This is a genomic window from Fulverythrobacter fulvus (assembly GCF_037154085.1).
Taxonomy (GTDB): domain Bacteria; phylum Pseudomonadota; class Alphaproteobacteria; order Sphingomonadales; family Sphingomonadaceae; genus Andeanibacterium; species Andeanibacterium fulvum.
This window is the reverse complement of sequence record NZ_JBANRM010000003.1, coordinates 329093-345838: the sequence shown is the minus strand read 5'-3', so window position 1 is coordinate 345838 and position 16746 is coordinate 329093. Positions and strand designations below refer to the sequence as shown.

The 16746-nt window shown below is 63.7% G+C and carries 12 protein-coding genes; 3 read left to right on the top strand and 9 right to left on the bottom strand.

Features of this window, described 5'->3' with window-relative positions:
- Positions 1-11: 11 nt before the first annotated feature.
- Together WFP36_RS11285 and WFP36_RS11280 are read right to left on the bottom strand one after the other, a co-directional pair.
- The gene (locus tag WFP36_RS11285) at positions 12-923 is read right to left on the bottom strand and encodes an SDR family NAD(P)-dependent oxidoreductase (protein WP_336980583.1); all 912 of its coding nucleotides are present in this window, start codon (positions 921-923) and stop codon (positions 12-14) included.
- 5 nt (positions 924-928) lie between these two features.
- Complete coding sequence (locus WFP36_RS11280; RefSeq protein ID WP_336980582.1) at positions 929-1819, bottom strand: SDR family oxidoreductase; 891 nt, start codon at positions 1817-1819, stop codon at positions 929-931.
- A gap of 185 nt (positions 1820-2004) precedes the next feature.
- Here WFP36_RS11280 and WFP36_RS11275 point away from each other — a divergent pair, with 185 nt between their 5' ends.
- Both WFP36_RS11275 and WFP36_RS11270 read left to right on the top strand, forming a co-directional pair.
- Positions 2005-2544, top strand: a complete 540-nt coding sequence (locus tag WFP36_RS11275) for a MarR family winged helix-turn-helix transcriptional regulator (protein ID WP_336980581.1) — start codon at positions 2005-2007, stop codon at positions 2542-2544.
- Between the two features lie 235 nt (positions 2545-2779).
- Positions 2780-3499 carry a glutathione S-transferase family protein gene (locus WFP36_RS11270; RefSeq protein WP_336980579.1) on the top strand — a complete coding sequence of 240 codons (720 nt, stop codon included), beginning with the start codon at positions 2780-2782 and terminating at the stop codon, positions 3497-3499.
- Here WFP36_RS11270 and glgX read toward each other — a convergent pair.
- The 6 genes from glgX to WFP36_RS11240 are packed head-to-tail and all read right to left on the bottom strand — an operon-like array spanning position 3484 to position 14255.
- The gene (gene glgX / locus WFP36_RS11265) at positions 3484-5319 is read right to left on the bottom strand and encodes a glycogen debranching protein GlgX (protein ID WP_336980577.1); all 1836 of its coding nucleotides are present in this window, start codon (positions 5317-5319) and stop codon (positions 3484-3486) included. The genes WFP36_RS11270 and glgX overlap by 16 nt on opposite strands.
- Complete coding sequence (locus tag WFP36_RS11260) at positions 5316-6947, bottom strand: alpha-D-glucose phosphate-specific phosphoglucomutase (protein WP_336980576.1); 1632 nt, start codon at positions 6945-6947, stop codon at positions 5316-5318. The genes glgX and WFP36_RS11260 overlap by 4 nt, the downstream gene beginning before the upstream one ends.
- A gap of 2 nt (positions 6948-6949) precedes the next feature.
- Positions 6950-8398 carry a glycogen synthase GlgA gene (glgA, locus tag WFP36_RS11255; RefSeq protein WP_336980574.1) on the bottom strand — a complete coding sequence of 483 codons (1449 nt, stop codon included), beginning with the start codon at positions 8396-8398 and terminating at the stop codon, positions 6950-6952.
- A complete protein-coding gene (gene glgC / locus WFP36_RS11250) occupies positions 8398-9660 on the bottom strand; it encodes a glucose-1-phosphate adenylyltransferase (protein WP_336980572.1) in 1263 nt (420 codons plus the stop codon). Before glgC ends, glgA begins: the two co-directional genes overlap by 1 nt.
- A 12-nt stretch (positions 9661-9672) precedes the next feature.
- On the bottom strand, positions 9673-11844 hold the full coding sequence (gene glgB, locus WFP36_RS11245) for a 1,4-alpha-glucan branching protein GlgB (RefSeq protein WP_336980570.1): 2172 nt from the start codon (positions 11842-11844) through the stop codon (positions 9673-9675).
- Complete coding sequence (locus WFP36_RS11240) at positions 11841-14255, bottom strand: glycogen/starch/alpha-glucan phosphorylase (RefSeq protein WP_336980568.1); 2415 nt, start codon at positions 14253-14255, stop codon at positions 11841-11843. The genes glgB and WFP36_RS11240 overlap by 4 nt, the downstream gene beginning before the upstream one ends.
- Positions 14256-14487: 232 nt before the next feature.
- Between WFP36_RS11240 and WFP36_RS11235 the strand changes: the two genes are divergently transcribed.
- Positions 14488-16113 carry an alpha-amylase family glycosyl hydrolase gene (locus WFP36_RS11235; RefSeq protein WP_336980792.1) on the top strand — a complete coding sequence of 542 codons (1626 nt, stop codon included), beginning with the start codon at positions 14488-14490 and terminating at the stop codon, positions 16111-16113.
- On the opposite strand, the gene WFP36_RS11230 is transcribed toward WFP36_RS11235, so the two are convergent.
- Positions 16110-16661, bottom strand: coding sequence for a carboxymuconolactone decarboxylase family protein (locus WFP36_RS11230; protein ID WP_336980566.1), 552 nt, complete (start codon positions 16659-16661; stop codon positions 16110-16112). The genes WFP36_RS11235 and WFP36_RS11230 overlap by 4 nt on opposite strands.
- Positions 16662-16746 lie beyond the last annotated feature (85 nt).

Here is a 16746-nt window from a genome sequence, read left to right as displayed (position 1 = left end):
TGGCGGGCGCCTTAGGGTGCCTCGCGATAGATGGGGCTGCCGACCAGCCCCGGAATGAGATCGAGCGCGGTCTTCTCCCGCTCCTCGTCATGGCCGATGGCCCGCAGCATCGCCTCGAAACGGTCAGTGATGCCGGGGCGGAACTCGGGCGCGGTGAAGATGTAGAGCGCATTGTCGCGGATGCCCTGCAGCACGATCTCGCCCGCCTCTTCGGGGCTGGCGGTGAGCTTCGACAGGCGCTCGCGATCCTCATCGCTCAGGTTGAAGCGCGGGGGCGGTCCCTTGGGCGCATCTTCCTGCGCGGCGAAGCGGGCAGGGCGGGTCTTCTCATATTCGCGGATATTGCTGCGCACGCCGCCGGGACAGAAGGCGGAAACGCCGATCCCCTGCGGGGCCAGTTCCGCCCGCAATGCTTCCGACAGGCCCACCACGGCGAATTTGGTCGCCACATACATCCCGGCCTGGCTGTATTGCAGCACCCCGGCCATGGATGCGGTGTTGACGATGTGCCCGCCCTCGCCATGGGCCAGGATGCGGGGCAGCATGGTATGCACGCCGTTGAACACGCCGTTGAGATTGACGTCCACCGCCCAGTCCCAATCGGCATAGGTGGCGGAACCAAGGCTCTTGAGGATGCCGATCCCGGCGTTGTTGCACAGCACGTGCAGCTTGCCGATCAGCCGCTCCACCTCATCGGCGGCGGCGGAATAGGCCTCGCGGTCGGTGACGTCGAGCAGCAGCCCGTGGACCTTGCCCGCAAGGCCCGCTGCGGCCAGTTCGGTCTGCGCGGTGTCGAGGTGATCCTGCCGCACATCGGCAATCACCACGTTCATTCCCGCGCGGGCGAACACGATTGCCATGCCCAGACCGATCCCGCTGGCGCCGCCGGTGATGAAGGCGCCCTTTCCGGCTACGTCCTGCACGGCGCTCAGCCTGCCTGACCCAGCGCGTCTGCCACGGCCTTGGCCTCGGCAGTCATCTTCGCACGGCGTTCCTCGCTGGCGCGGCGGCGTTCGTCCAGTTCGAACTCCACGGGAAAAGCTGCCAGCATATCGTTGAAATATCCGGCCACTTCGTCACGGAATTCGCCATGCGGGAAGATGTAGGGGCGGTTATGCTCGATGGCGTCCACCACTTCCTTGCCTAGATCGTAGGGGTCCATCCCGCCTTCGATCGTGTCGCGCCTTTCGTCGGCCGCCGCGCCTTCATGCGCCTGGCGATAGACATCGCCCGCCGTCATCGCGCGGGTCTTCACCATGCCGGGGCACAGCACTGATACGCCGATATTATAGGGCGCCAGCGCCAGCCGCAGGGAATCGCTCAGGCCCCGCACGGCAAATTTGGACGCGGCATAGACGCCCGCGAAAGGCGGCACGGGGATCATGCCTGCCATGGACGAGGTGTTGATCACATGGCCGCCTTCGCCATGGGCCTTCATGCCGGGCACGAATTCCACGATACCCGCAATGGTTCCGCCGAGGTTGACGTTCAGGACATAGTCCCAATCCTCATAGCTCGCCTCGTCGATCGGGTTGCGCTGGCTGACGCCGACATTGTTGCACAGCACATGGACATTGCCGAATACCTGCGCGGTTTCCGCCGCCGCTTCCTTCATCGCCGCGCGGTCGGACACGTCCAGCTTGATGCAGTGCAGGCGATTGGTCGAACCGAGCAGGTCGCGAGCTTCGGTAAGGTGGCTGTCCAGCAGGTCGGCAACCACCACATTCATGCCGCGATCGAGGAAGGCGCGGGCCATGCCCAGGCCGATACCGCTGCCCCCTCCGGTGATGAATGCCGTCCTGCCGAGAAACTCACGCATGTCCTTCTCCCCTTTTGCCGCCCCGTGTCGTGACCATATTTGTCCGGAGCCTTTGCAGTGCGCGCCCTAGCCAATCTCGAAAGGATCGGTAGAAGGCGCTATCTGGGGAGAGTTAGATCACAAAAGCCTTTTTGACACCATCAAAAAGATGGTGTCAGATCACTCCGTGTCCCGTGGGGGTTAGATTGACCGAGTTTAAGATCAACGTGCAGCAGGCAGATATGAACGAAGAATTGGCGCGCAGCGGGCGCAGTCCGACGCAGCGTTCGGGCCCGTTGGGCGAACTCGTCACCATGCGTATGATCATCCTGTTCGGCCTGCTCCGGCGCAGCGGGGTACTCGCCCAGCGCCGGCAGTTCGACCTTTCGGAAACCGAATGGCGGATCATGGTGCAGGTGGGTGAATTCGCGCCGCTTTCTCTCAATGGCCTGGCCGATCTGCTGCTGCAGGATCGTGGCCAGTTGAGCCGCGCGGTGAAGGCCATGGTGGAACGCGGCCTGCTCTCGCGCGAGCGCAAGCCGGGCGGCCCCGAGATCGAGATCGACCTGACCAAGCAGGGGCGCGAGGTTTATGGTCGGATGATCGAACGCGTGGTGGAACGCGACCGCAAGCTGACCGAAGGCATTCCGCCCGAGGATATTGCTGTGCTGTGGCGCGTCATCAACACGATGGTCGGCCGCGCGGAGGACATGATGGAGGAGGAACGCAGCCTGGGCGGCGAGTAGGTCGGGGCCAGCGTCTGTATGAGTTCAGGTTCGTCATTGCGAGGACCATAGGTCCGAAGCAATCCAAGGCGGAATACGCGTTCTCTGGATTGCTTCGCTTTGCTCGCAATGACGAGGGAGGATAAGCAGGCCGGCCTTCCCCACTCACGAAATCATCCTTTTTGCACGCATCCCTCTCGACATTTTGACATTGTCAAATAAGAGTGCCCCAAAAGCCAAACGGGGAAGGATGTCCATGCTCGCACTCTATCATTTCGGTCCGGTCGCCAATTCGCTCACCCCGCTGCTCTGCCTGCTTGAGAAGGGGTTGCCGTTTGAAAACCGCTTTCTCGACAGCCGGAAATGGGAACACCACAAGCCCGAATTCCAGGCGCTGAGCCCGGACGGGATGGTGCCGATTCTGGTGCATGACGGCAGGGTTCTGCGCGAATCGACGGTGATCAACGAATATATCGACACTGTATTCCCGACCCCGCCGCTGCGGCCGGAAAATCCGTGGCTCTGCGCCGAAATGCGGGTGCTCACCAAATATGTGGACGAATATTTCTGCCCCGCGCTGACCACGGTCGGCGCGCATGGCGCCACGCCTTTCGCGTCGAAGATCGACAAGGAGGAGATGGCGCAGATCCTTGCCCGCATGCCGAACGACGAAGTGCGCAAGAAGTGGCAGACCGTCTCGCACAAGGGCTATTCGGACGAGGAACTGGCCGATGCCAAGCGCCGTCTGGTCAATTGCATCGCGCGCGGGGAACAGCATCTGGCCCATGGCGGCGACTGGCTGCTGGGCGATTTCTACTCGCTGGCGGACATCAAGTGGTACTCGATGGCGCCGGCCCTGCCGCGCGTGATGCCCGAGGCTTGTAACGAGGAAACCGCACCGCTGTTCATGGCATGGCTGGCGCGCATGGCCGAACGCCCGGCCGTGAAGGCGCTGGACGATTATCGCCGCAAGTGATCGCCGCCGTTCACCGGCTCTCCCCCGATTTCACCCAGCCGCACCTGATGGGCGTGGCGATCCAGCGTGACTGTGTAGGGGCGAGCCGGATCGGCGGAGGTGAACGTGAAGCCTTCGGTCGCCGGATCTTCCCAATCGGCGATCGACATGGCCCGCCCGTCCGGGTGGCACCATTCGCCGATTGCGGGGAAGCGCTGGAACCAGTCCACTCGCGCGGCGCGCCAGGCAGCGAGAGCAAAGGCATGGGCCTCAAGCTCGCGGTTGCGGCCATCCCAATCGAGCCAGCTGATCTCGTTATCCTGGCAATAGGCGTTGTTGTTCCCGTGCTGGGTACGGCCGAATTCGTCGCCCGCCGTCAGCATGATCGTGCCCGCGGAGGCCATCAGCGTGTCCAGCATGGCGCGCAGATCGGCCATGCGTTCGGCCATCACGGCCGGATCGCTGCTGGGCCCTTCGACGCCGTGATTCCATGAGAAGTTCTCATGGTGGCCGTCGCGATTATTCTCGCCATTGGCCTGATTATGGCGGTTTTGATAAGCGACCGTATCGGCCAGGGTGAACCCGTCATGGGCAGCGAGGAAATTGACCGTGCGGTTGTGTCCCTCTCCGAAAATGTCGGAGGAACCGGCAATCCGCGTGGCCAGCAGCCCGATGCCGACATCGCCGCGCCAGAAGCGGCGGATATCGTCGCGATAGCGGTCGTTCCATTCTAGCCAGTTGGCGGGAAAATGGCCCAACTGATAGCCGCCTGGGCCGATATCCCACGGCTCGGCGATCAGCACCCGGTCCGACAACAACGGATCGGTGTCGATCTCGGCAAAGATCGGTGCCTTGGGATCGAAACCCGGCCCGCGCGCCAGCACCGGGGCCAGATCGAAGCGGAAGCCGTCGACCCCGCAATGGCGCACGAAATGGCGCATCGTGTCGAGTGCCAGTTGCCGCACGGCCGGATTGGCAAAATCCAGCGTATTGCCGCAGCCCGTATCGTTGATCAGCGCGCCGTTCGGTTCATGGGCATAGGCGGCATCGTCCAGCCCGCGCAGGCAGATCACGCCGCCCAGAAGGTCGCTTTCGCCCGTATGGTTGAGCACGATGTCCAGGATCACGCCGATCCCGGCCTTGTGGAGAGCCGCCACCGTCTCGCGCAGTTCGGTCACGCCGCCGGGGCACAGGCCGGGATCGAGCGCCATGGGCGCGACCGGATTATAGCCCCAGGCATTGGTGAGGCCGAGCGGGGGCAGATGCCGCTCGTCGATCCAGGCGACGATGGGCATGAGTTCCACCGCGCCGACATGCAGCGCCTTGAGATGGGCGATCACGGCGGGCTCGGCCAGCGCCGCGACAGTGCCGCGCAGATGGGGCGGCACGTCCGGATGGCGCATGGTGAAGCCACGTACGCTCAGCTCATAGATCAGACCGCCGGGCGTGAAGCAGGGCTTGCGCTTGCGTACCGCAGGCAGCGTGCCCGGCACCACGGCGCGCGGAACCAGCCCGCCCGTATCTGCGCGATGTTCTGCCAGCGATGGGTGTTGGGTGAAGCGCCGGTCAAGCTCCACCGCATAGGGATCGACCAGCAGCTTGGCATGATCGAACCACAGGCCCTTTTCAGGCGCCCAGTCGCCGGATGCGCGATAGCCGTAATGGGCGCCGGTCAGGTCTTGCGGCAGGTCGGCCAGCCAGATGTCGCCCTCGCGGTGCATCGGCACGTGCCGCTCTCGTCCATGTTCGAACAGGCACAGGCACATGCCTTCTGCCTTGGGAGAGCGGACGGCAAAGCGGGTTCGCCCCTCGCTGACACTGGCGCCGAGCGGGACGCTCACGTCACGACGTCAGGCGCGGTGCGGCCGGTGTGGCGGGCAATCCCGGCAATTGCGTCAGCAGCGGCGATCAGATCGGCCAGCATGGCGGGGGTTTCCTCGTCCAGCGTCCCGCCCACCGGTTCATAGCGTTCCAGATAGACGCGCAGGGTGGCCCCTTCCGTCCCGGTGCCCGACAGGCGGAAGACGATGCGCGATCCGCCTTCGAATAGCACCCGGATGCCCTGATTGGCGCTGACGGAGTGGTCCACCGGGTCGCTATAGGCAAAGCTGTCTGCCTCCGCGACGGTCAGCGGGCCATAGGTGGTGCCGGGCAAGGCGCGGAGGGCGGCGGTCAGTTCTGCCATCAGCGCATTGGCGCTCTCGGTCGGCAGGGCTTCGTAATCGTGGCGGGCGTAGTAATTGCGCCCGAACTTCGCCCAATGCTCCCGCGCCAGTTCCGCCACGCTGATCCGGCGCACGGCAAGGATGTTGAGCCATAGCAGCACGGCCCACAGCCCGTCTTTCTCGCGCACATGGTCGCTGCCAGTGCCCGCGCTTTCCTCGCCGCAGATCGTCGCCATGCCCGCATCGAGCAGATTGCCGAAGAACTTCCAGCCGGTGGGCGTCTCGAAGCAGGGAATGCCGAGCGCGGCCGCCACCCGGTCCGCTGCCGCGCTGGTGGGCATGGAACGGGCAATGCCTTTCAGCCCGCCCGCATAGGCAGGCGCGAGATGGGCATTGGCCGCCAGCATTGCCATCGAGTCCGAGGGGGTGACGAAGCAGTGCTTGCCAATGATCAGGTTACGATCCCCGTCGCCATCCGACGCCGCACCGAAGGGCGGGGCGTCCGCGCTCATCATCAGATCGTAAAGGACTTTCGCATGGACGAGGTTGGGATCGGGATGATGCCCGCCGAAATCCTCCAGCGGAGTGCCGTTATGGACCGTGCCTGCCGGGAAGCCGAGCCGGTTTTCCAGGATTTCATGCGCATAGGGCCCGGTCACCGCATGCATGGCATCGAATGCCATGGTGAAGCCTTCCGCAACTGCCTCGCGGATCGCGGTGAAGTCGAACAGGCTTTCCATCAGGTCTGCATAATCGCTGACCGGGTCGATCACTTGCACAGTCATGCCCGCGACCTGTGCCGTGCCCAGAGTGTCGAGATCGACATCGGGCGCGTCCACACTCAGCCAGCGGTCGATCGTGGCAGTGCGGGCGAAGATCGCTTCGGTCACGCCCTCGGGCGCGGGGCCGCCATTGGCGATATTGTATTTGATCCCGAAATCTTCGTCCGGCCCGCCGGGATTGTGGCTGGCGGACAGGATCAACCCGCCGCTGGCGCCATATTTGCGGATCACATGGCTGGCAGCCGGCGTGGACAGGATGCCGCCTTTGCCTACCAGCACACGGCCATAGCCGTTCGCGGCGGCAATGCGGATCGCCTGCTGGATCACCGCGCGGTTGTGGAAGCGCCCGTCGCCCCCGATCACCAGCGTCGAGCCAGCTTCCGGCTGCACAGCGTCGAATACGGACTGGATGAAGTTCTCGGCATAATTGGGCTGCTGGAACACCCGCACCTTCTTGCGCAGGCCGGACGTGCCAGGTTTTTGCCCTTCGAACGGTGAAGTGGGGATGGAAACCACGCTCATGCCTAGCCTTCTGCCAATTGCCGATACAGCGCCGCATAGGCCGCGCCGCTGCGCTTCCATGAAAAGTCGCAGCCCATGCCGTTCTTCTGCAACCGCCGCCATTCGGTGGGGTTGCGATAGAGTTCGATCGTGCGGCTGATCGCGGTGGCCATCGGGTGGTAATGCACCCCGCCGAACTGCACGCCGGTGGCCACGCCTTGCGCCAGCGCGGCGACATTGGCGTCGATCACCGTATCGGCCAGCCCGCCCGTGCGCGCCACCACCGGTACGCAGCCATAGGCGAGGCCGTAAAGCTGAGTGAGACCGCAAGGCTCAAAACGGCTGGGGATCAGGATCGCGTCGCCACCGCCCTGCATCCGGTGGGAAAGCGCCTCGTCATAGCCGATGCGGATGGCAATGCGGCCGGGATGGCGCGCGGCGGCCTTGTGCAGGGCCTGTTCGATGGCCTTGTCGCCCGAGCCGAGCAGAGCAAGCCTCGCGCCATTGCCCACCAGATGGTCGGCAATCTCGGGCAGGACATCCATGCCCTTCTGCCAGGTGAGGCGGCTGATGGCGATGAACAGCGGGCCGTCATCCACCTCCAGCCCGAATTCTGCCTCAAGCGCACGCTTGTTTTTCAGGCGCTTGGAGAGGGTTTTTGCTGTGAAGTTTGAGGACAGGGAAGGGTCCGTTTCCGGGTTCCATTCCTCGGTATCGATGCCGTTGAGGATGCCGCTCACCCGGTCTCCCCGGCTTGTGACGAGGCCTTCCAGCCCCATGCCGAATTCGCTCATGCGGATTTCGGCGGCATAGCTGGGGCTGACGGTCGTCACCCGGTCGGCCAGTTGCAGCCCCGCCTTGAGGAAGCCCACCCCGGCATAGCTTTCCACCCCGTCGATGGACCATGCGGCCTGCGGCAGACCCAGCCCGCCGAAGATGGACGGCGGGAAATAGCCCTGGAACGCCATGTTGTGGATCGTCATCACGCTGGGCACATGATGCCCTTCGAAGGGGGCGAAGCGCAGATAGGCGGTGGCCATGGCGGCCTGCCAGTCATGCGCGTGAAGCACGCTGAAACGCTTGCCCTTCACCGCGCCACCGGCGACATCGGCAGCCGCCCGCCCGAAAGCCGCGAAACGCCGCCAATTGTCGCCCCAATCCTTGCCGTTCGGATCGGAATAGGGGCTGCCGTCGCGGCTGAAATAGCCTGGCGCATCCAGCACCAGCAGGGGATGGGTGCCCAGCTTTGCCGCCAGAAGCCGCGCCGGTTCGCCCAGCAGGCTGTCCCAGCGGTGCACCTCGCGCGCGCGTTTCAGGCCCGCCAGCACCTTGGGATAGCCCGGCAGCATGGTGGTCATCGCCACGCCATGCGGCTCCACTGCGGCGGGCAGGGCGCCCGCCACATCGGCCAGCCCGCCGGTCTTGATCAGCGGGACGGCCTCGGACGAGAGGGAAAGGACAGGTAGCGGCATCAGTCCTTCAGCACGGCAATCATCTGCTTGGTGATAAGGCATACGCCGTTTTCGGTCCGGCGGAAACGGCGTGCATCCAGTTCGGGATCTTCGCCCACCACCAGCTTTTCAGGAATGCGCACACCGGAATCGATGATCACGCGCGAAAGGCGCGCGCCCCGGCCGATGTTGCAATAGGGCAGGATCACGGCCTCATCCACGCTGGAGAAGCTGCCCATCTTCACGCCGGTGAACAGCAGGCTGCGCTTGGCCAGCGCGCCCGAGACGATGCAATCCTGGCTGATGAGCGAGGAAATGGCATGGCCGCGCCGCCCATCCTGATCATGCACGAACTTGGCCGGGGCGGCCACGATCTGGTCGGTCCAGATCGGCCAGTCCCGGTCATACATGTTGAGTTTGGGCACGGTGTCGGTGAGGTCCAGATTGGCCTCGAAATAGGCGTCCAGCGTGCCGACATCGCGCCAATATTCCCCGATTTCCTCGGCAGCGCGAATGCAGCTGTCAGTGAAGCGATGGGCCACTGCCTTGCCGTGCTTCACGATGTAGGGGATCACGTCCCCGCCGAAATCGCGCGAGGAATTGGGATCGGCGGCATCGCGGCGGAGCTGTTCGAACAGGAATTCCGTGTCGAACACATAAATGCCCATGGATGCCAGCGCATGGTCCGGATCGCCTGGAATGGCGGGGGGATCGGCGGGCTTCTCGACGAATTCGGTGATCGTGCTGTTCTCGTCCACCTTCATCACGCCGAAGCCGGTGGCGTCCATGCGCGGCACGACCAGGCAGCCGATGGTCACGTCCGCGCCCGAATTGACGTGCTGGCGCAGCATCAGTTCGTAATCCATCTTGTAGATGTGGTCGCCGGCCAGGATGACCATATATTTGGGCGCGTGAGCTTCGATGATGTCGATGTTCTGATAGACCGCGTCGGCCGTGCCTTCATACCAGTGCAACTCGTCGATGCGCTGGGATGCGGGCAGAATGTCGAAGCTTTCGTTTCGTTCCGGCCGCATGAAGTTCCATGCGCGCTGCATGTGGCGGATCAGCGAATGGGCCTTGTATTGCGTGGCCACGCCGATGCGGCGGATGCCTGAATTGATCGCGTTGGACAGGGCAAAATCCACGATACGGCTCATGCCGCCGAAATAGACCGCGGGCTTGGCGCGGTTATCGGTCAGTTCCTTCAGGCGGCTGCCTCGGCCGCCTGCCAATACATAGGCCATGGCGTCACGCGCCAGCGGTTGTCCCGAAAGATCCCTCATCGTCTTACCTGCTCAGTCCTTTCCCGCATATTCGAGCATGATCGTGGCAAGCGGCGGCAATATGACATGCGCCGCCCCGTTTTCTGCTACAACCTGTCCCTTGTTTCCTTTGCCGCCGCCGCCGTAAAATTCGGCATCGCTGTTCAGCACTTCGCGCCACACCCCGTCGATGGGCAGGGGCAGGCGGTAATGATCGTGCAGCGTCGGCGTCATGTTGCTGATAACCGCCACCGGCGCGGCGCCCGGTGCCTTGCGCAACCAGGCGAACACCGATGCCCCGGCATCGTCCGCCACCAGCCATTCGAAGCCTTCGCCCTCGCAATCGCGCGCATGGAGCGCGGGGCGTGTGCGATAGAGCCGGTTGAGATCGCGCAGCAGGCGGCGCACCCCTTCGTGGGACGGTGCATCCAGCAGGTCCCAGTCGAGCGCGCGTTCCTCGCTCCATTCGCGGCGCTGGGCGAATTCCTGCCCCATGAACAGCAGCTTCTTGCCCGGATAGCCCCACATGAAGGTGTAATAGGCGCGCAGATTGGCGAATTGCTGCCAATCGTCACCGCTCATCTTGTTCAGCAGCGATCCCTTGCCGTGGACCACTTCGTCATGGCTCAGCGGCAGGACGAAATTCTCGGCAAAGGCATACATCAGGCCGAAAGTGATGTCCTCGTGATGGAACTTCCGGTGCACCGGTTCGCGCCCCATGTAGCGCAACGTGTCGTGCATGAAGCCCATGTTCCACTTGAAGCCGAAGCCAAGGTTCTCGCGCGGGCCATCGTCATAGGCAGGCAGGCTCACGCCGGGCCAGGCCGTGCTTTCCTCGGCAATGGTGATCGTGCCGGGCTGGCTGCCATAGACGGCGCGGTTCATCTGGCGCAGGAAGTCCACTGCTTCCCAGTTCTCGCGCCCGCCTTCCTTGTTGGGGATCCATTCGCCTGCCTCGCGCGAATAGTCGCGGTAGAGCATGGAGGCGACGGCATCCACGCGCAGCCCATCGACGTGATAGCGTTCGGCCCAGAACAACGCATTGTTGACGAGGAAGCTGGAAACTTCCCGCCGCCCGAAATTGTAGATCGCCGTGTTCCAGTCAGGATGGAAGCCAAGGCGCGGGTCTTCATGTTCGTAAAGCGCCGTCCCGTCGAAGCGGGCGAGGCCGTGCTCGTCCGTGGGGAAATGGGCGGGCACCCAGTCGATCAGCACACCGATTCCGGCGCGGTGTGCGCCGTCCACGAAGCGGGCAAAGCCGTCAGGCCCGCCGAAACGGGCGGAGGGGGCGTAAAGCCCGGTGGTCTGGTAACCCCAGCTCGGATCGTAGGGATGCTCCGACACCGGCAGGAATTCGATATGGGTGAAGCCCATGTCGACCACATAGGGGATCAGCCGCTCGGCCATCTCGTCCCATGTCAGGAACCAGCCATGCTCGTTCCTCTGCCACGATCCGGGGTGAACCTCGTAGATCGAGATCGCCTCGCGCCGGGGATCGACGGATGACCAGTGCCGCCGGTGGGTATCGTCGCCCCAATCGTGCTTCACCGGATCGGCGGTGAGCGAGGCGGTCTTGGGGCGCAGTTCCGATGCGAAGGCATAGGGATCGGCCTTGAGCGGCTGCACCGTGCCGTCCGGCCCGACGATGCGGTATTTGTAGGCGCGGCCCGCGCCGATGTCCGGCACGAAGATTTCCCACACGCCGATATCCTTGCGGTTGCGCATGGGATGGCGGGCAGGGTTCCAGTCGTTGAAATCGCCCACCACGCTCACCTGCCGGGCATTGGGCGCCCAGACGGCAAAGTGTACGCCTTCGGCGCCTTCATGGGTGATGCAATGGGCGCCCATCTTGTCGAACAGGCGGTAATGCGTGCCCTGCGCGATCAGGAAATCGTCCACCGGGCCGAGCACCGGGCCGAAGCTGTAGGCGTCCGTCACCCACCACTCCTGCCCGCCGCCACGGCAGCGATATTTCACCGGCTTCGGCTGGCCGCGCAGCTTGCCTTCGAACAATCCGCGCGGATCGGTGCGGGTCATCTTCCCCAGCGCGCCGCCTTTCAGGCTGAACGCGCTCGCTTCTTCCGCGCCGGGCAGAAATGCCCGGGCAAAGGTGCCTTCCGGCCCTGCATGGGGGCCTAATAGCGAAAACGGGTCCGAATGCGTGCCATCGAGAAGCGCGTTGAGTGCGGATTTGGATGGCTTCACAGGACTCCCCAGATCTCCCGGGCGTATTCGCCGATGGTCCGGTCCGAAGAGAACCAGCCGACATTGGCGATATTCCGGATTGCCTTCTCGCGCCAGCCCGCTTGATCTTCCCACATGCGGTCGATCCCGCGCTGGGCAGCGTGATAGGCATCGAAATCGGCGGCGACCATGAACCAGTCATGGTCGTAAAGCCCGCGCATCAGATCGGCATAGCGATTGGGATCGTCGGGCGAGAATACGCCAGAGGCGATGCAGTGGACTGCCTGGTGCAATTCGCGCGAGCCTTCGATCACGTCGCGCGGAACATAGCCATTGGCCCGCTTTTCCGCGACTTCTTCCGCCGTCAGGCCGAAGATCACGATATTCTCGTCGCCCACCCGGTCCTTGATCTCGATATTCGCGCCGTCCAGCGTGCCGATGGTCAGCGCGCCATTGAGGGCGAATTTCATGTTGCCGGTGCCGGATGCTTCCATGCCGGCGGTGGAAATCTGTTCCGAAAGGTCGGCGGCCGGAATGATCTGTTCGGCCAGGCTGACATTGTAGTTCGGCACGAACACGACCTTGAGCAGCCCGCCCACCGAGGGGTCGGCATTCACACGTCGGGCGATGTCATTGGCCAGTTTGATGACCAGCTTGGCATTGTGATAGCTCGCCGCCGCCTTGCCGCCGAAGATCTTCACGCGCGGTACCCAATCCTGTTCGGGATGGCTGCGGATCTGATCGTAGAGCGCCACGGTCTCTACCAGATTGAGCAACTGGCGCTTGTATTCGTGGATGCGCTTCACCTGCACGTCGAACAGGGCGTCGGGATTGAGGCGGATGCCGGTGAGTTCCTGCACCTTGGCCGCCAGCGCCACCTTGTTGGCGCGCTTCACTTCAGCGATCCGCTCGCCCAGTTGCGCGTCGGCCGCCAGCTTGTTCAGGTCCGCCAGCTTTTCCGTATCGTCGAGGAAGCCATCGCCGATGGCGTCCTTCAGCACGGAAACCAGCCCGGTATTGCACTGCTGCAGCCAGCGGCGCGGGGTGACGCCATTGGTCTTGTTATTGATCTTGCCGGGATAGAGCTTGTGCAGATCGGCAAAGACCGTGGTCTTCATCAGTTCCGTATGCAGCGCCGCCACGCCGTTCACGCTATGCGCCCCGGCAAAGGCCAGATTGGCCATGCGCACGCGGCGGCCGTTGGTTTCGTCGATCAGCGAGATGGCGGCAATCGCCGCATCGTCCAGCCCCTTCTTGCGGGCTTCGCGCAGCACGCGGCTGTTGATCGCATAGACGATCTGCATGTGGCGCGGCAGCAACCGCTCGAACAGGGGCAGGGGCCATGCCTCCAGCGCCTCGGGCAGCAGGGTGTGGTTCGTATAGGCGACAGTGCGGCAGGTAACGTCCCACGCCTCGTCGAATTCCAGCCCGTGCTGGTCCACCAGCAGGCGCATCAGTTCGGGCACCGCCACTGCCGGATGGGTATCGTTCAGCTGGATCGCCGCGTGATCGGGCAGGGTCCGCACATCGCCCTGATACTGGACGTGGCGCCGCACGATGTCCTGAATGGAAGCGGAGGTGAAGAAATATTCCTGCCGCAGGCGCAGTTCCTGCCCGGCGGGGCTGGAATCCGCCGGATAGAGCACCCGCACCAGGCTGTCGGCGCGCAAATTCGATTCCAGCGCGCCGAAATGGTCGCCGGAATTGAACGCATCGAGATCGATCGGGTCGAGCGAATTGGCGGTCCACAGGCGCAGGGTGTTTACCCGCTTGCCGCGCCAGCCCACCACCGGGGTGTCGACCGCGGAGGCTTCGACATGCTCGGCAGGCTTCCACACGGCCAGATCGCCCTTGGCCACCACTTCGCCGCCGAAGCCGATCAGATAGGCGCTTTCCCGCCGGTCGAATTCCCAGGGATTGCCGTGGCTCAGCCAGGTTTCCGGCAGTTCGACTTGCCAGCCGTCCTTAAGAGCCTGTCGGAACATACCGTTAACATAGCGAATTCCGTAACCGTAAGCCGGGATGTCCAGGCTGGCGAGGCTTTCCATGAAGCATGCCGCCAGCCGGCCAAGGCCGCCATTGCCCAGTGCCGCGTCGGGCTCCAGGCTTTCGATGGCGGCAAGGTCCAGCCCGTGGTTGCGCAGCGCCTGTTCCATCTCCCGCGTCAGCCCCATGTTCGACAGGGCATCGCGCAGCAGGCGGCCGATCAGGAATTCGAGGCTGAGATAATAGACCCGCTTGCCCTTGCTATCGTAGGTCTGGCGAGTGGATTCCATCCACCTGTCGATGATCTCGTCGCGCAGGGCGAGTACCGTGGCCGTGAACCAGTCGTGCTGCTTGGCCGCACGCTCGTCCTTGCCCACGCGGTGGCGCAGCACGTCGATCAGGTTGGCGTCGATTTCGCGGGTCTTTTCGCTGGGGGTGGATGGCACGGATGGCAAGCTCCGAATGCGGTTGCACCGGCCGGCTGCCACCGCGTTGCCGCGAGACTGCCGACGACTCTTCCTCCGTAGCTCCTCACTTCATCGCCTAAGCCATTCCGGCCCTCGCCCGCAAGCACTTGCCGCAGTGCAAGGAATAAAATTCATCCCCTGTTGCAAGGCCACTGCCCTGACACGAAATTTTGCCTATGCTGCACTGCACAGTAATCCAGCGGGGCCCTTGATGATCGAAGCCGACCGGAATCCTGACCTGCCTTGGTGGCGCGGTGCCGCGATCTACCAGATCTATCCCCGCAGCTTTCTCGACACGGATGGAGACGGGGTGGGCGATCTTGCCGGGATCGCGCGGCGGATGGACCATATCGCTTCGCTGGGGGTGGACGCGATCTGGATTTCGCCCTTCTTTACCTCGCCCATGCGGGATTTTGGTTATGATGTGGCGGATTTCTGCGATGTCGATCCGGTGTTCGGCACGCTTGAGGACTTCGACCGGGTGGTGGAAGCGGCCCATGCACACGGGCTGCGCGTGCTGATCGATCAGGTCTATGCCCATACGTCGGATTTGCATCCGTGGTTTGCGGAGAGCCGGTCCAGCCCCGATAATCCGAAGGCGGACTGGTATGTCTGGGCCGATCCCAAGGAAGACGGGACGCCGCCCTGCAACTGGCAATCGGTGTTCGGCGGCCCGGCCTGGACCTGGGATGGCCGCCGCCGCCAATATTACATGCACACTTTCCTGAAGGAGCAGCCGCAGCTCAACGTGCACAACCAGCAGGTGCAGGATGCGCTGCTGGGCGTGGCGCGCTTCTGGCTGGAACGGGGCGTGGACGGCTTCCGGCTGGATGCGCTGAACCATTCGATGCACGATCCGCAATTGCGCGACAATCCGCCCGCACCGCGCGATGGCAGGCAGTTCAACCGACCTTTCGATTATCAGTTGAAGCTCCACAGCCAGTCCCAGCCCGGGATCGTCGGTTTCATCGAACGCATCCGCGCCCTGTGCGATCACTATGGCGCGATCTTCACCATGGCCGAGGTCGGCGGGGAGAAGTCCGAGATCGAGATGAAGGCGTTCACGGCCGGTAATCACCGCCTGAACAGCGCCTATGGCTTCAACTTCCTATATGCCCCCGCGCTGACGCCCACTCTGGTGGCGCAGGCCATGGCGGAATGGCAGGGCCTGCCGGGCGAGGACGGGCTGGCGGAAGGCTGGCCGAGTTGGGCCTTCGAAAACCACGATGCCCCGCGTGCCGTATCCCGCTGGTGCGCCATGGTGGACATGGATCGCTTCACCCGGATGAAGCTGGCCCTGCTCGCCTCCTTGCGGGGGGATATCATCCTCTATCAGGGGGAAGAACTGGGGCTGGAACAGGACGAGATACCCTTCCACCTGCTGCAAGACCCGGAAGCCATCGCCAATTGGCCGCTGACCCTCTCCCGCGATGGTGCGCGCACGCCGATGCCGTGGAACGCCGGGGAAGGGCAGGGCGGCTTCACCACCGGTGTGCCGTGGCTGCCTCTATCCGAGGCCAATCTCGACCGGGCGGTGGATGTGCAGGAGCGGGACGGGGATTCCATCCTCACCCTGACGCGCCGCCTGCTGGCTTTGCGCAAGGCCCATCCGGCGCTGCATCACGGCAGTTTTGGCCGCTGCATTGTCGCGGGCGACGTGCTGGCCTTCGAGCGTGAGGTGGAGGGCGAAACCCTGCGCTGTATCTACAATTTCTCGCCCGAGCCGCTTGCTCTTGCCGAACTGGCAGAACTCGACTTGGCGGGCACTCCATTGCTGTCGCTCAATCCGGGCGAGGAAGGCCAGTTGGGCGGCTATGCGGTGCTGTGGTTGAACTAGCCTGCCCGGTCGTCGATCCCGCTTGCAAGATGCTGGATCGCGACTTCGTCGAGTTCGATCCCGGTCACGCCGATCAGGCGGGCAATGGCCATGTAGCAGCCGATGGTGAGGACGATGTTCACTACCTCGCGGTCGGGCAGCAGTGCCCGCACATCGGCCAGCGTCTCGTCCGCAGGTGAAATTCGTGTCACCACTTCGTCGGTGAAGCGGCAGACGGCAGCCAGCGTGGTGTCGAGCGCGGGATAGTCATGGGCCAGGATCGCGGCGATCTCTGCCTCGGTCAGCCCGGCCGCCCGGGCGAGCGGCCTGTGATGGTGCAATTCATAGTCGCTGCCTGAAAGCTGGGCGACGCGCAGGATCGTGGCCTCGCGAATGCGCGGATCGATCACTTCCGGGTCGGCAATGGCATAGCTCAGCCGCCCCTGCGCCTCGAACAGGGCGGGGGAGGCATGAGCTCCGATCCTCACGACGTTGAGCGGCGAGCCTTCGACCATGCGGCGCACTGTTTCGGGCAGGGTCGCGACGTCGGGATAGGGAATGCGCGGCAAGAGGCCCTCCGCAGAATTCGAAACATTGTTGCTTTATGCGTAACAAATGCCAGAACCCAGCCCAAGTCAAAAAACAATCGATCCG

Excerpts from the sequence above, each read along its gene's own strand:
- WFP36_RS11270 (WP_336980579.1), top strand. The coding sequence starts at position 2,780 with ATGCTCGCACTCTATCATTTCGGTCCGGTCGCCAATTCGCTCACCCCG.
- WFP36_RS11235 (WP_336980792.1), top strand. The coding sequence starts at position 14,488 with ATGATCGAAGCCGACCGGAATCCTGACCTGCCTTGGTGGCGCGGTGCC.
- glgC (WP_336980572.1), bottom strand. The coding sequence starts at position 9,660 with ATGAGGGATCTTTCGGGACAACCGCTGGCGCGTGACGCCATGGCCTAT.
- WFP36_RS11260 (WP_336980576.1), bottom strand. The coding sequence starts at position 6,947 with ATGAGCGTGGTTTCCATCCCCACTTCACCGTTCGAAGGGCAAAAACCT.
- glgA (WP_336980574.1), bottom strand. The coding sequence starts at position 8,398 with ATGCCGCTACCTGTCCTTTCCCTCTCGTCCGAGGCCGTCCCGCTGATC.
- WFP36_RS11280 (WP_336980582.1), bottom strand. The coding sequence starts at position 1,819 with ATGCGTGAGTTTCTCGGCAGGACGGCATTCATCACCGGAGGGGGCAGC.